The sequence below is a fragment of the Bacillus sp. H1a genome, from assembly GCF_000633475.1.
GTDB lineage: Bacteria > Bacillota > Bacilli > Bacillales > Bacillaceae_G > Bacillus_A > Bacillus_A paramycoides.
The window spans coordinates 1-13,529 of sequence record NZ_AYMH01000078.1; the positions used below are offsets into that span (position 1 = coordinate 1).

A 13,529-nucleotide genomic window follows, 5' to 3' on the forward strand; every position below is an offset into this window, starting at 1 on the left:
TATGTGATGGTCTTATTTTTTTGTTCCCTCTATTTTCTTACTTAAAACTCCCTTTCTCTTTCACTCTATGTTCACATCAAGGTCACATCTATCTTTTATAGTATACGTATCGGAGCTGTTCCTCCCTAATTTATAAGACATTCCCCAGTGTCTTGAACAGCTTTCCATCCCTAATTAAATTGACATAAATTGTCCCCTTCCTTTGACCATCCTATATGTGATGGTCTTATTTTTTGTTCCCTCTATTTTCTTACTTAAAACTCCCTTTCTCTTTCACTCTATGTTCACATTCAGGTCACATCTATCTTTTATAGTATATGTATCGAAGCTGTTCCTTCCTAATTTATAAGACATTCCCCAGTGTCTTGAATAGCTTCCATCCCTAATTAAATTGACATAAATTGTCCCCTTCCTTTGACCATCCTATATGTGATGGTCTTATTTTTTTGTCCAAATACAAAATACTATTCACACCGCTTTATCAAACATTTTGAGCCAGTCATAACTATTTGGTTCAGTACTTCTAGCTCTATAGCATCCTAAATCAAAAAAGGAGTGACTAATGTCACTCCTTTTTTGATTTACTTCCTTTTTTTGAACGATATTCTTTTCCTTTGTTATCATTACCAGTTTCAAATTCAGTACTAAACTCCTGTTGAAATTGTCCTGATTTCGGTGAACCTTGATTACCGCTTCCTTTACTACCATTACGATTCGTCATATTTTTCCCTCCTTCCTTTATTAGTAGTATGGCGCTCTATCTTTTTTCATACACATTTTATTTTGTATCCCGATTGGTGTGGCTAGTAATCAGCAAGGATGGCAACTACTAACTAAAGTTTCATTTTATAATCTATTATGAAAAAGAGGACCTTCCACATTTAAGGAAGGTCCTCTTTTTCATAGGTAAGCGTTTTCTCATTTGTAATTACTTAAATAAGTTTTTTGGAAATAGAAATCATTACATTCATTTCTTCTTCTGAAAGTGCGGAAAATCTTTCTTGTAAATATTTCTTTTTCTCACTTTCCATTTTTGAAACTAAATCTTTTCCTTGTTCCGTAATCTCTAAATATACAACACGGCGATCTGATGTAGAACGTGAACGGGTTACAAAGCCTTTATTAATTAGTTTTTCTGTGACAGCTGTAATATGGCTATTCGATACATTTAACTCATTAGCTACACGTGATACCATTTCTTTATTCGTGCGATTCAATATTCTAAGGACAATGAACTCATTCCACGGTATGTAACCACCAAATATTCTTCCAATATCATTACGCAACGTGCGGAACATAGCAAAAACATTTGTCGATAGTTCTTCCATTAATTGCTCTCGATTTTGAGACAATTTTGACAGCCCCTTTTATTTAATTTAGTTAAATAAAAACCTTATTAATAATTCTACATGAAATCTTACTTTTTGTCATCTTATTTTCCCGTAATTCGCAGTTTTTCAGAATATATTTCATGATACAATGAAATTGATTTTCCAGAAAAAGGAGTGAGTTTAATGGAGGAGGAGGAAAAGTTCTCTAATTTCAGCCTAAAAGATAAAACAATTATCATTAGTATTATTGCTCTTTTTCTCATTATATTTTTTGCATTTATATTTTTTGTATATGTAGGAATCTTTCAAATTACAGGTATAGAATACTCATCACGAACTGCTTTACTACTCTTTTTTTTATTTATCCTTCTCTTAGATGGCATTACATACTTTATCTTAATCTTCTTTAAAGTACTGTTATATCCAATGACGACAAATATGCCAAATTGGCTCTCACTTTCTCTTTTCTCAATCATCGAAATTACGCTAGATTGGTTCGTCATTCATACTGCCGATGATTGGATAGAAAGCGTACAAATGTCCAACATAGCTGAATTCTGTGTCGTACTATTCTTGTTCGTCTTAAATAAATTATTAAGCGATAAGACAGAGTAAGAATACAAGCTTTTCTATATAAAAATTGGTACAATGAAAGCAAATCATACTAAAGAGGTGTTAATTATGAATTTACAACAATGGTCCGATAAAGGCATGTCCTTTGATACATATGTAAATGAAATGAAAGTAAACCAATATGAACTATTACACATTTACAATAACTTTTTAATTCCAAACGAATTACTTCCCGTTCTAGAAGAACGTCAAAATGATGGCTGGCGTGTTATCGTATTAACAGCTGACTGGTGTGGCGATGCTCTTTTATGTGTACCCGTTATGAAACGAATTTCTGAGGTTGCAAATATTGATATGAGACTATTAATTCGCGATGAAAATTTAGAATTAATGGATCAATACTTAACAAACGGAACTGCACGTGCAATTCCAATCTTTATTTTCATTGATAAAGATGGAAATGAACAAGCTGTTTGGGGACCACGTGCTCCAAAAGTACAAGAATTAGTAACTTCAATGCGCGCTACATTGCCTGAAAAAGAAGATCCAACATTTGAGGAAAAACAAAAAGAAATGTATGCTAATTTCCGTGCTACATTAGCTGATGATACTTCTCTTTGGGAACATGTAATGGAAAGCATGATTGAAAAAGTAGTAAAATAAAAAACCTGCCGAGCTCGGCAGGTTTTTTATTACATAAGGAAGAAATAGAATACCGCAGCTAAAATGAAACGATAGTAAGCAAACGGTGTTAGTTTTACACGTGCTAACAATTTTAAGAATGAAACAATTGCAAGCATCGCAACAACGAATGCAGTTACAAATCCCGTTACAAATAGCGTTACATCTGCTGAGCTTAATACATCCCAGCTTTTAATTAAATCTAATCCACTTGCAGCTACCATCATCGGTACTGCTAAAATGAACGTATATTCAGCTGCCGCTGTATGCGACACGCGAGCTAATAAACCACCACTTATTGTAGAACCAGAACGAGAAAATCCTGGCCAAAGTGCTAAACATTGGAACATACCAATTGTAAATGCCTGTTTATATGTAATTTCATCTAACGTTCTTGCTGTACTTGGTTTTGAGAACTTCTCAGCAACAATCATTAAAATACCGCCAGCAACTAAACTAATAACAACCGGTCCGGTTCCAAATAAAACGTCTTTAATAGCACTATGGAATAATACGCCAAGTACGCCGGCAGGAATCATCCCAATAATAATATGTAATAAATTTAACGATGGCCCTTCTTTTACCTTTCCAATTCCAACTAACGACCATAAGCGTTTCCAAAATACAACTACAACCGCTAGAATCGATCCCAATTGGATTACAACTTCAAAAACTTTCGCTCTATCGCCTTCAAATCCAATTAAGTGTCCTGTTAAAATCATATGTCCTGTTGATGATACTGGTAGAAACTCTGTTAACCCTTCAACAGCACCCATGATTAAACCAATTAACCAATCAGCCACAAGTAGTGCCTCCTTAATAACAAATAATATGTAATTTTTTCACACCTTATCATAATACCTTATCCCTTTTCAAAGTGCATCTTTTTTTTATTGATTTCATATGTTGCATGCGCGTATTTCTTTTCTATTTTTTGATTAGATTGTATGATAGTAAGAGTTTGTTTTTATGCGGAAAGGGGATTTTATGAAAGAAGCCAGTACATTCTCACAAAAGTTAAAACAATTTGTATTACTATTTTTTCCGATTTTCGTAACGCAAATGTCATTATTTGCGATGAGCTTTTTTGATACGACAATGTCAGGACATGCAAGTCCTATTGATTTAGCAGGTGTTGCTATCGGAACGAGTATATGGATTCCAGTTAGTACGGGATTAACAGGAATTTTAATGGCTACTACTCCTATTGTTGCACAGCTCGTTGGATCAAAGAAAAAAGAGGACGTTCCCCACGTTGTCATACAAGCAGTATATTTAGCAATTTGTGCTAGTTTCGTTGTCATCCTTATCGGTTTCTTCGCTGTTTCACCTATTTTAAACGGCATGCGTTTAGAAGAACCTGTAGAAAGTATTGCAGCCCAATTTTTAAGTATTATCGCAATTGGAATTATCCCTTTATTTACTTACACTGTCTTACGTGGATTTATTGATGCGTTAGGGAAAACTCGAACAACGATGATTATTACATTACTATCATTACCAATTAACGTAGTATTAAATTACTTATTAATTTTTGGCCACTTCGGCTTTCCAAAACTCGGTGGTGTTGGTGCGGCAATCGCTTCCGCGGCAACCTATTGGTGCATTTTAATTATTACCGTCATTATTATTCGTACGAAAGAGCCTTTCGCATCTTTCAATATCTTTAAACAGCTATATCGCCCTTCTCTTTCGAGTTGGAAAGAAATTTTAAAACTTGGCGTCCCTATCGGGTTTGCTATCTTTTTTGAAACGAGTATTTTTGCTGCTGTAACACTTATGATGAGTAATTTTAGTACGACAACAATTGCAGCACATCAAGCAGCTATGAACTTTGCTTCCTTGTTATATATGACCCCTTTAAGCTTAGCAATGGCAATGACGATAGCCGTCGGATTTGAAGTTGGAGCAAAACGATACAATAATGCGAAACAATATGGATTTATCGGCATTGGGTTAGCCCTTGCTTTCGCTCTTTTATATTCAATTCTTCTCTATTTCTTTGATGATGAAATTGCTTCTATTTATACGACAGATGCAAATGTTCACCGTTTAGCAAAAGAATTTCTTATATTCGCGATTTTATTTCAAATTTCAGATGCGATTGCAACTCCAGTACAAGGAGCGTTGCGTGGTTATAAAGACGTAAATGTTACCTTAATTATGACATTGATTGCTTATTGGGTAATAGGCCTACCTCTTGGCTACCTATTAGCAACTTATACTGACTGGGCCGCAAAAGGTTATTGGATCGGTCTTATTATCGGTCTGGCATTTGGTGCAAGCTTCCTACTTATCCGCCTCTTTCAAGTACAAAGAAAATATACAACGCAAAACAGCCGCTAATGTTATAGCGGCTGTTTTCCTCATGCATATTTTTTCTTGTAACGTGTAACATAATGAAAAAGAAAGGTGGATACATATGGACGAAAAACAAAAGAAACAATCATTCGATGAAGAATTCGCCCCTGAAATTTCACCTGGATACAGGCAAGATGTACATAAGCCACCTAAATATAAAAACACCTCTTTTTTAATGGGCATTACCATTTTCGCAGCCGTATTACTTGTACTCATCATTTTCGTTTATTTTTAATGGAAGGTGGTCTATTATATGAAGAAACAAGAGTCCAATCGTTCAAAAAGAACTGTTAAAACACAAAAAGGATATGCAGGAGATTCTGTTAATACACTTAAGCAAGTCGAACAAGGAAACTTATACATTGCTCAAAAAGAAATTGGTCAACAAAATGAAAATCTTTAAAATCCCTCTTCTTCTTGAGGGATTATTTATTGTACATACTGTTTTTGTTCTAACACCCTGAATAAACTATTAACCTTTACAATTTTCATTTCATAATTCAATTTCATTTCGCTTCTCTTACCATTTTCAGTACCAGCAACGTATGCTACAGCATGATAGCGAAAACTCTCATCCGTCACTTCATGTATCTCCTCATTTGTAAATTTATACTCTAAATCCCGAAAACTTGAATATGCAAAGCGAATTCCGTTAGAAAAAGAACTGTGCACAATTCTTACTCATTCACCGCATCACTACCTTTTATCAATACAGCCCTTTACTGCATAATCTTGTTTATAACATTGAGACAAATAACGAAATAGAATTTAACAAGAATAAAGAACAATTGAAAGCGACATTACAGGGACGAGATTAAATTCTCTCCCTATATTCTCTCTCCTCATACATCATTAACTTTTTATCCATTTCAACAATAACTTCGTACAATTGAAACGCCTGTAAAATTTGCAGTTGAATTCCAAAAGGAGCATTTTGTTCTTTTAACCATTGAAATACCATCGCTTCATCTTTCATTGCTTATTCCTCCTCTTATAAAATCTGCTACAAATTTACCGTAAATGATGAAAAGCTTTTCATGTCAATAACAAAAAAAGATGCAAAATTGCATCCTTCAATGTACGATATTTTTCTTCTGCGCTGCTTCCTCTTTTACCGCTTCCACTTGACATTCACTACGAAAAGCACAACTCATGCACTCAGAACGAAAATGACGCTCTGTGTAGTACTCAGGTTGTTGCAGCATTTCTTTCATTCTATATAAATCATCCATTCCAGTTATAATATCTTCCTGTTTCGGAACGTACTCATACTTAGTTCCTTCTATTAAATTTATAACTTCAATTTTCCCAGGAATAACACCAAAGGCTTTATAACTGAAAACAGTCATTAGCTTCTGACAAAGAGCTAGCATTTCCTCATTTGCATCAACAACATACTTTTTAATTACAAATGATTCTGTACTCCACTCACCAACTTCAAACGTCAACGAAATATGAACACCTAACTCTTCCATATATGTTTGAAACTTCTCATATAAAAATAATGGTGGTACCTGACTCTCATCTCTTTCAACAAACTGTAATAAGTGATCCGTTAGCTTCGCTAAGACAATATAGTACTCCGCCTTAGAAGCAAACATATTAACCCTTACCTTTTTCCAATACTTTTCTAATAGTATTAAAAGAAAAATTTTCGTTTGTTGACCCGCAGGTACTGTGTAATATTCATTAATAATTTGATTCACAATCATTTGTGCTATTTGTTGCCATTCAAATGAAGATGGTTCTCTTCTTTTTATATGACGGAAATAAAATTTATGTGGACAACGCATAAAATCGTATAAATGATAATCTGTCATCGTTTTGATTGAGATTTTCTCATGCAATTGCTCTACATCTCCCTTCCGCCATTAAGAAAGATGTTTTACAAATTCAGCTCCAAACTGTAAACATTTTTCTACATCTTCGTCTTCTGGCGTTAATTCTACTTTTAGTCCTTCTAACACAATCACTGCCCCGCGTTCTTGTAGCTTTTCTATTAAAATATCAACTGCTGCCCCGTATTTCGGATAAGCAGAATCACAAGAACCGAATACTGCCGCTTTTTTACCAGTTAAATTAATTGATTCCATTTCATCATAAAATTCTAAGAAATCATCAGGAAGGTCACCGTCTCCCCAAGTATAAGCGCCTAAAATAATACCGTCATATTGTTCCAAGATAGAAGCTTCTGGTGTATCCATAATATCAATTACTTCAATCTCATTTTCCGTTTCACGAATTGCACCCGCAATATGATCGGTCATTTCCTCTGTATTTCCACTCATACTTGCATAAATCATTACTAACTTACTCAACTGAATCTCTCCCTTTACTATGTATCGCTTTTTCTGTTTTATTTGTGCTATTCTCCTCTACATATTCAGAACGAATTACATATCGTTGCCATTCAATATGCTTATCTACATTTTTACCTTTTTAATCCCCTTCGTAGAAGGGGAAATGCTTTTCTCATTACTATTCCTCATTTATCTTATTGATAATAATTATCAATTTCAACTATACACTCAGATTAATTGAAATTGATTATCAAAGTCAATAACTATTTTTAAAAAAATAGTTAAAATGTACAAGCTTGACCGTGAGCTATTCATATACTATAAATGAGCATAGTTCTTTCTCAACCCTCTCTGACGGAAGAAATAAAAGCAACTGCGATAGAACGCAGTTGCCTTTTTTTATTCTTTATACGTTTCTAGTAACCTTATAGTCGTCTCTAGAAATAGTTCAACCCCATAAATTAGGGCTGATTCATCCACATCAAATTTCGGATGGTGATGTGGATAACAAGTATCGATATTTTTATTTCCTGTCCCTATTTTAATGAAACAACCAGGTGCTTTTCTTAAATACGCTGAAAAATCTTCTCCTCCCATAGAAGGTTCAAGCTTCACAACACGTTGATTTCCAAACAGTTTTATCGCGCTTTCTTCTACTATTTTCGTAATATATTCATTATTAATAACTGGATCATATCCGTAGCGATACGTATATGTATAAGCCCCTCCGTGTGCTTCTGTAATTCCTTTCACGATTTGTTCAATTTTCTCTTCTGCTTCCTCTCTTAATGTTTGATTAAAAGATCGAACCGTTCCCATTAAAATTGCTACACTTGGAATGATGTTATCCGCTATTCCCCCATGAAATTGAGTAACTGAAACTACCCTTTGCATAAAGGCACTTGTATTTCTTGATACAATATGTTGCAAATTTGTAATGATTTGCGCTCCGATAGCAATTGGATCTATCGTTTCCTCTGGTCGTGCCGCATGACCACCCCTTCCTAAAATTTCAATTGTAAACACATCTGGCGCTGCCATCATTGGACCATATACAATCCCTATCTTCCCGCTTTCTAATCCAGACATAACATGCAAACCTATTACATAATCGACGCCGTCCATAACGCCGACCTCCACCAATTCTTGTCCGCCACCAGGATACACTTCCTCTGCATGCTGAAAAAACAGACGAATTTCTCCTGCAAAATCTTCCTTCATATTTGCTATCGTCTCTGCTGTACTTAATAAAATGGCTGCATGTGCATCGTGTCCACATGCATGCATTACACCTTTATTAACCGATGTATAAGACTTACTTGTTTCCTCGTGAATTGGTAAGGCATCTATATCGGCTCGAATAGCAACTACTTTTCCTTTTTTCACGCCTCTTTTAATTGCTAGTACACTATACTTAGTGGGTCTTGTTACTTCAAAATAAGAAAATGAACATAATGTATCATATATAAATTGTGAAGTTTCTTTCTCATGAAACGACAGTTCCGGATGTTTATGAAAATGCCGTCTCCATTTAATAATATTTTCTTCTGAAATAAGACTTTTCCACTCTATCTTCATAATAATTCCCCCTCCCTTTAAAAAACCCTATAACTTGAAACTTTACTCAGTATCCATTGATTATTCACCCACGCCAATTCAGAAATGGAATAACATAAATTGTATTTTCACGTATTCACACAAACCACTTTCTTTTCACATAATAAATCCATTACAAATTCATGCTGAATGTAATATAATTGCTAAGTTAGGGATTTTCTTTTTTAGTATTTAGTGCTAATATCAAAAAAGAGCCTTTTGTCTTATTTTTACCTAAAATGTGGAATTTTGTTTTTTTCACAATAATGTAGGACATGATACCTACAAAGAGCTATTATTTCATTAAGAGAGGGAAAGACATGGAAAGATTAAAAGAGATATGGTCTCGACCACTCATACAATGGGTTGCAAAGACGGTTTATTACCTTGCAATTTTATTTGCATTACTTTGGTTGTATGGATTCCATGATACAAACACAAGTACGTTTATTTACAATGAATTTTAGGGTGGGAACGTTATGAAGTTATTAGAACAAATTGAAAAGTGGGCTGCAGAAACGCCTGATCAAACCGCTTTTGTTTGGCGAGATGCGAAAATTACGTACAAACAATTAAAGGAAGATTCTGATGCGTTAGCACATTGGATTTCTTCTGAGTATCCAGATGATCGTTCACCAATTATGGTTTATGGCCATATGCAACCTGAAATGATCATTAACTTTTTAGGATGTGTGAAAGCTGGGCATGCATACATTCCTGTAGATTTATCTATCCCAGCTGATCGTGTACAACGTATTGCTGAAAGTTCTGGTGCGAAATTACTATTATCAGGGGTAGAAGTAACTGTAACTGATTTACCCGTTCGCATCGTATCTGAAGACAACTTAAAAGATATTTTCTTTACTCATAAAGGGAACACTCCAAATCCTGAACATGCGGTAAAAGATGATGAGAACTTCTACATTATTTACACATCAGGTAGCACAGGTAATCCGAAAGGGGTTCAGATTACTTATAATTGTCTTGTTAGCTTTACGAAGTGGGCTGTTGAAGATTTCAACTTACAAACAGGACAAGTATTCTTAAATCAAGCACCTTTCTCATTCGATTTATCTGTAATGGATATTTACCCGTCGTTAGTAACAGGTGGTACACTATGGGCAATCGATAAAGATATGATTGCACGTCCAAAAGACTTGTTTGCTTCTTTAGAGCAATCGGATATACAAGTATGGACTTCTACACCATCATTCGCAGAAATGTGTTTAATGGAAGCATCTTTCTCTGAGAGTATGCTACCAAACATGAAAACATTCTTATTCTGCGGTGAAGTGTTACCAAATGAAGTGGCTAGAAAATTAATTGAGCGTTTCCCGAAAGCAGCAATTATGAATACGTACGGTCCTACAGAAGCTACTGTTGCTGTAACAGGCATTCACGTTACAGAAGAAGTTGTAAATAAATACAAATCTCTTCCAGTTGGTTACTGTAAATCAGACTGTCGCCTTCTTATTATGAAAGAAGATGGCACGATTGCACCAGATGGTGAAAAAGGTGAAATCGTAATCGTCGGACCGAGTGTAAGCGTTGGTTATTTAGGAAGCCCTGAATTAACAGAAAAAGTATTTACCATGATTGACGGTGAGCGTGCCTACAAAACAGGTGATGCTGGCTATGTAGAAAATGGTCTTCTATTCTATAATGGTCGTCTTGATTTCCAAATTAAGCTTCATGGTTATCGAATGGAATTAGAAGAAATCGAACATCATCTTCGTGCGTGTTCTTACGTAGAAGGAGCAGTTGTTGTTCCAATTAAAAAAGGTGAAAAATACGATTACTTATTAGCGGTTGTTGTTCCTGGAGAGCATTCGTTTGAAAAAGAATTCAAATTAACATCTGCAATCAAAAAAGAACTCAATGAGCGATTACCAAATTACATGATTCCACGTAAATTCATGTATCAATCTTCTATTCCAATGACACCAAATGGAAAGGTAGATCGCAAAAAATTATTGAGTGAGGTTACAGCATGACCGCGTATGGATCATTTTATTTTTTCGCTATAGTGGGCATTTTATTAATACCTACTATCATAGCTGGATTAAAAGGTAAAATATTGCGTAAATATAATGCCGTTTTAACATTAGTAATGCTTGCTATTATCTTCTCTGATAAACCGAAGCAAGCAATGATGTTAGCCGCATTTATTATTTGGCAATATGCCCTTATTAAAGGCTATTTAATTTTAAGAAAACAAAATAATAGTACATTCACGTTTTGTATAGCTGTTATTTTATCGATTTTGCCTCTTATTTTGGCGAAAATTGCACCGTTTGCATCATTTTTACCTGAGTTGAAACTTGTTGTTTTTCTAGGTATATCTTACGTAACATTTAGAGCAGTTCAAATGGTATTTGAAGTTCGTGATGGTTTAATAAAAGAACTTTCTTTCTTTAACTTCTGGGAATTCGTTTTATTCTTCCCTGCGATCTCAACAGGACCTATCGATCGTTATCGAAGATTCCAAAAAGATATTCAAAAGCCGCCTAGTGCAGAAGAATATCAAAATTTACTATATACAGGGCTAAATCGTATTTTCCAAGGTTTCTTGTATAAATTTATTATTGCTTATTTAATAAATCAGCATGTTGTCGATACGGCAATGGCCAAACAAGATACAATTCTTTCAAATATGATTTATATGTATGGTTATAGTATGTACTTATTCTTTGACTTTGCTGGCTATAGCGCATTCGTAATCGGTGTAAGTTATATGATGGGGATTAAAACTCCAGAAAACTTTAATATGCCTTTCATTAGTCGTAACATTAAAGACTTCTGGAACCGCTGGCACATGAGTTTATCATTCTGGTTCCGCGACTTTATTTACATGCGTTTCGTCTTTTTCGCAACGAAGAAGAAGTTAATTAAAAACCGATACACAATTTCGTATATCGGTGCATTTTTAAACTTTTTCGTTATGGGAATTTGGCACATTCAAGGAAGTGCCATTGCTCAATATATTATTTACGGTCTTTACCATGCCGCTCTGTTCATCTTATTCGATATTTTCGAACGAAAAAACAAGAAGCTTAAGTTTTGGCCAAAGAATAAATTTACGCATGTCCTTGCGATTGTAATTACGTTCCACTTTGTATGTTTCGGTTTCCTAATCTTCTCTGGACACCTTAACAGATACTTTTAATGCACCCTTCTTATACTATTAAGAAGTTGCACATATAATATATTTCGGATATAAAGGAGATTTTAAAAATGGCAGAATTCAAAGAGCAAGTATTAGATATTTTAGAAGAAGTATGTGAAAACGATATTGTGAAAGAAAACTTAGATGTTCAATTATTTGAAGAAGGTATTCTTGATTCTTTCGCTGTAGTATCTTTATTAGTTGAATTCCAAGAGCGTTTAGATATTGAAGTTTCTATTTCTGATTTTGACCGTGATGAGTGGGCTACACCAAATATGGTTATTAAGAAGTTGGAAGAAATCCGATGAACAAAGCAAAATTTGGTCCGATGCTTTTAGCATTGGCCCTTTTTGCTGTATTCTTACTTATTCCAACGCGCTTCCTACTTCCACTTGTAAGTGATGAGAAAGTAGAACAAGCTGCGACTTCTTTAAAAGAAGAAAAAATTCAAAGTATGATTTTACAGCAAAAGATGTTAGCAGATCCAAAATATCTTCCGATGTACGGTTCATCGGAATTCGCACGTATGGATGCTTTCCATCCATCAAATTATTTCAAAGTAAAACCTGAAGGATTCACACCATTCCTTCTTGGACGAGGCGGAACACAAGACCTTGTACATGTATTAAACTTTGCATCTACAATGGACCAATTGAAAGATAAGAAAATGATATTCGTTCTTTCTCCGCAATGGTTTGTACCACAAGGTATTGATGAAACACACTTTGCACCTAACTTTTCAAAACAACAAGGTTATCACTTCATTTTCAACGATGATTTAAAACCTGAAATGAAAAAGCAAATTGCAAAACGTTTATTAAACTTTGAGATCGTTAAGAAAGAAACTTTATTAAAAATTTCGCTTGAAGGTATCGCTTATGATGATACGAAGTATAAAGTAAAAGCAGCTGCTGCTAAACCTTTCGCTTATATTTATCGTAACATTTTAGATCGTAAAGATTTATTTACAGCGATGTTTGATATTAAGCCGCATACAGAAACGCTTGATCCATCATTGAAACAAATGAACTGGGAAGAAGCTCGTAAGCATGCTGATCAAACAGGTGCAGTAGAATCAAAATCTAACGAGTATGGTATCGAAGATGATTACTTCAATAGCAAAATTAAGAAGAAATTAAAACAACGTGAAGGTTACTTAAAAAATGATGCTTATGACCAATCACCAGAGTATGAAGACTTACAAATTGTACTTGATTTATTAAAACAATCTGGTGCAAAACCACTCTTCATTTCTGTTCCTGTAAAAGGTCCCTGGTACGATTACGCTGGATTCCCGAAAGAACGACGTGAATTGTACTATAAGAAAGTTCATGAGCAAATTGAGAAAGCTGGTTATCCAATTGCCGACTTCTCAAACCATGAGTATGATAAATACTTCTTAAAAGATCATATGCACTTAGGTTGGAAAGGCTGGGTTTACATCGACGAAGCTATCCAGCAATTTTATAAAGCAAACTAATGAAAAGACCGCTTGAATTATGATATTATCCCCTTTAGGTA

The 13,529-nt window shown here is 34.6% G+C and carries 17 protein-coding genes and 2 pseudogenes; 11 read left to right on the plus strand and 8 right to left on the minus strand.

The features are described from left to right. Positions 1 to 565: 565 nt before the first annotated feature. Positions 566 to 721, minus strand: a complete 156-nt coding sequence (locus tag U860_RS0128325; RefSeq protein WP_000184933.1) for a hypothetical protein — start codon at positions 719 to 721, stop codon at positions 566 to 568. Between the two features lie 211 nt (positions 722 to 932). Continuing rightward, entirely contained in the window at positions 933 to 1,352 is a 420-nt protein-coding gene (locus tag U860_RS0128330; protein WP_025151148.1) for a MarR family transcriptional regulator, read from the minus strand. Positions 1,353 to 1,514: 162 nt separating this feature from the next. Between U860_RS0128330 and U860_RS0128335 the strand changes: the two genes are divergently transcribed. Then, positions 1,515 to 1,946: a regulatory YrvL family protein gene (locus U860_RS0128335; RefSeq protein ID WP_025151149.1), complete on the plus strand. Its 432-nt coding sequence runs from the start codon at positions 1,515 to 1,517 to the stop codon at positions 1,944 to 1,946. Between the two features lie 33 nt (positions 1,947 to 1,979). After that, complete coding sequence (locus tag U860_RS0128340) at positions 1,980 to 2,567, plus strand: thioredoxin family protein (RefSeq protein WP_115610365.1); 588 nt, start codon at positions 1,980 to 1,982, stop codon at positions 2,565 to 2,567. Between the two features lie 29 nt (positions 2,568 to 2,596). Here U860_RS0128340 and bacA read toward each other — a convergent pair whose 3' ends face one another. Then, positions 2,597 to 3,388 (minus strand): undecaprenyl-diphosphate phosphatase, encoded by a 792-nt coding sequence (gene bacA / locus U860_RS0128345; RefSeq protein ID WP_025151151.1) that lies wholly within the window; start codon positions 3,386 to 3,388, stop codon positions 2,597 to 2,599. 184 nt (positions 3,389 to 3,572) lie between these two features. On the opposite strand from bacA, the gene U860_RS0128350 reads away from it, so the two are divergent. The 3 genes from U860_RS0128350 (at position 3,573) to U860_RS36120 (ending at position 5,349) form a co-directional block, all read left to right on the plus strand. Beyond that, positions 3,573 to 4,931 (plus strand): MATE family efflux transporter, encoded by a 1,359-nt coding sequence (locus U860_RS0128350; protein WP_025151152.1) that lies wholly within the window; start codon positions 3,573 to 3,575, stop codon positions 4,929 to 4,931. A 76-nt stretch (positions 4,932 to 5,007) separates the two neighbouring features. Then, positions 5,008 to 5,181, plus strand: a complete 174-nt coding sequence (locus U860_RS0128355) for a hypothetical protein (protein WP_000343684.1) — start codon at positions 5,008 to 5,010, stop codon at positions 5,179 to 5,181. A gap of 18 nt (positions 5,182 to 5,199) precedes the next feature. Continuing rightward, on the plus strand, positions 5,200 to 5,349 hold the full coding sequence (locus U860_RS36120) for a hypothetical protein (RefSeq protein WP_002171039.1): 150 nt from the start codon (positions 5,200 to 5,202) through the stop codon (positions 5,347 to 5,349). Positions 5,350 to 5,375: 26 nt separating this feature from the next. On the opposite strand, the pseudogene U860_RS0128365 reads toward U860_RS36120, so the two are convergent. Beyond that, positions 5,376 to 5,573 (minus strand): annotated as a pseudogene (locus U860_RS0128365) (biotin transporter BioY); the annotation flags it as partial. 50 nt (positions 5,574 to 5,623) lie between these two features. On the opposite strand from U860_RS0128365, the pseudogene U860_RS34510 reads away from it, so the two are divergent. Continuing rightward, positions 5,624 to 5,764, plus strand: a pseudogene (locus U860_RS34510) (aminoglycoside phosphotransferase family protein); the annotation flags it as partial. Here U860_RS34510 and U860_RS36125 read toward each other — a convergent pair. From U860_RS36125 to U860_RS0128385, 4 genes are all read right to left on the minus strand, one after another. Next, entirely contained in the window at positions 5,761 to 5,922 is a 162-nt protein-coding gene (locus tag U860_RS36125; protein WP_025151153.1) for a hypothetical protein, read from the minus strand. The pseudogene U860_RS34510 and the gene U860_RS36125 sit on opposite strands and share 4 nt — an antisense overlap. Positions 5,923 to 6,019: 97 nt before the next feature. Then, positions 6,020 to 6,793, minus strand: coding sequence for a hypothetical protein (locus U860_RS0128375; RefSeq protein WP_025151154.1), 774 nt, complete (start codon positions 6,791 to 6,793; stop codon positions 6,020 to 6,022). Between the two features lie 24 nt (positions 6,794 to 6,817). Then, positions 6,818 to 7,264: a flavodoxin gene (locus tag U860_RS0128380; RefSeq protein WP_025151155.1), complete on the minus strand. Its 447-nt coding sequence runs from the start codon at positions 7,262 to 7,264 to the stop codon at positions 6,818 to 6,820. A 381-nt stretch (positions 7,265 to 7,645) separates the two neighbouring features. Further along, a complete protein-coding gene (locus U860_RS0128385) occupies positions 7,646 to 8,824 on the minus strand; it encodes an amidohydrolase (protein ID WP_025151156.1) in 1,179 nt (392 codons plus the stop codon). 338 nt (positions 8,825 to 9,162) lie between these two features. Between U860_RS0128385 and U860_RS0128390 the strand changes: the two genes are divergently transcribed. The 5 genes from U860_RS0128390 to dltD all read left to right on the plus strand — a co-directional run bounded on the left by U860_RS0128390 (position 9,163) and on the right by dltD (position 13,488). After that, a complete protein-coding gene (locus tag U860_RS0128390) occupies positions 9,163 to 9,309 on the plus strand; it encodes a teichoic acid D-Ala incorporation-associated protein DltX (protein ID WP_025151157.1) in 147 nt (48 codons plus the stop codon). Between the two features lie 12 nt (positions 9,310 to 9,321). Next, the gene (gene dltA / locus U860_RS0128395; RefSeq protein ID WP_002171031.1) at positions 9,322 to 10,836 is read left to right on the plus strand and encodes a D-alanine--poly(phosphoribitol) ligase subunit DltA; all 1,515 of its coding nucleotides are present in this window, start codon (positions 9,322 to 9,324) and stop codon (positions 10,834 to 10,836) included. Continuing rightward, positions 10,833 to 12,008, plus strand: coding sequence for a D-alanyl-lipoteichoic acid biosynthesis protein DltB (gene dltB, locus U860_RS0128400; protein WP_025151158.1), 1,176 nt, complete (start codon positions 10,833 to 10,835; stop codon positions 12,006 to 12,008). The genes dltA and dltB overlap by 4 nt, the downstream gene beginning before the upstream one ends. 68 nt (positions 12,009 to 12,076) lie before the next feature. Beyond that, entirely contained in the window at positions 12,077 to 12,316 is a 240-nt protein-coding gene (gene dltC, locus U860_RS0128405) for a D-alanine--poly(phosphoribitol) ligase subunit DltC (protein WP_000807310.1), read from the plus strand. Then, complete coding sequence (gene dltD, locus U860_RS0128410; protein WP_025151159.1) at positions 12,313 to 13,488, plus strand: D-alanyl-lipoteichoic acid biosynthesis protein DltD; 1,176 nt, start codon at positions 12,313 to 12,315, stop codon at positions 13,486 to 13,488. The genes dltC and dltD overlap by 4 nt, the downstream gene beginning before the upstream one ends. The last annotated feature ends 41 nt before the right edge of the window (positions 13,489 to 13,529 follow it).

Excerpts from the sequence above, each read along its gene's own strand:
- U860_RS36120 (WP_002171039.1), top strand. The coding sequence starts at position 5,200 with ATGAAGAAACAAGAGTCCAATCGTTCAAAAAGAACTGTTAAAACACAA.
- U860_RS0128385 (WP_025151156.1), bottom strand. The coding sequence starts at position 8,824 with ATGAAGATAGAGTGGAAAAGTCTTATTTCAGAAGAAAATATTATTAAA.
- dltC (WP_000807310.1), top strand. The coding sequence starts at position 12,077 with ATGGCAGAATTCAAAGAGCAAGTATTAGATATTTTAGAAGAAGTATGT.
- U860_RS0128325 (WP_000184933.1), bottom strand. The coding sequence starts at position 721 with ATGACGAATCGTAATGGTAGTAAAGGAAGCGGTAATCAAGGTTCACCG.
- U860_RS0128390 (WP_025151157.1), top strand. The coding sequence starts at position 9,163 with ATGGAAAGATTAAAAGAGATATGGTCTCGACCACTCATACAATGGGTT.
- dltA (WP_002171031.1), top strand. The coding sequence starts at position 9,322 with ATGAAGTTATTAGAACAAATTGAAAAGTGGGCTGCAGAAACGCCTGAT.
- U860_RS0128355 (WP_000343684.1), top strand. The coding sequence starts at position 5,008 with ATGGACGAAAAACAAAAGAAACAATCATTCGATGAAGAATTCGCCCCT.
- U860_RS0128350 (WP_025151152.1), top strand. The coding sequence starts at position 3,573 with ATGAAAGAAGCCAGTACATTCTCACAAAAGTTAAAACAATTTGTATTA.
- dltB (WP_025151158.1), top strand. The coding sequence starts at position 10,833 with ATGACCGCGTATGGATCATTTTATTTTTTCGCTATAGTGGGCATTTTA.
- dltD (WP_025151159.1), top strand. The coding sequence starts at position 12,313 with ATGAACAAAGCAAAATTTGGTCCGATGCTTTTAGCATTGGCCCTTTTT.
- U860_RS36125 (WP_025151153.1), bottom strand. The coding sequence starts at position 5,922 with ATGAAAGATGAAGCGATGGTATTTCAATGGTTAAAAGAACAAAATGCT.
- U860_RS0128340 (WP_115610365.1), top strand. The coding sequence starts at position 1,980 with ATGAAAGCAAATCATACTAAAGAGGTGTTAATTATGAATTTACAACAA.
- U860_RS0128335 (WP_025151149.1), top strand. The coding sequence starts at position 1,515 with ATGGAGGAGGAGGAAAAGTTCTCTAATTTCAGCCTAAAAGATAAAACA.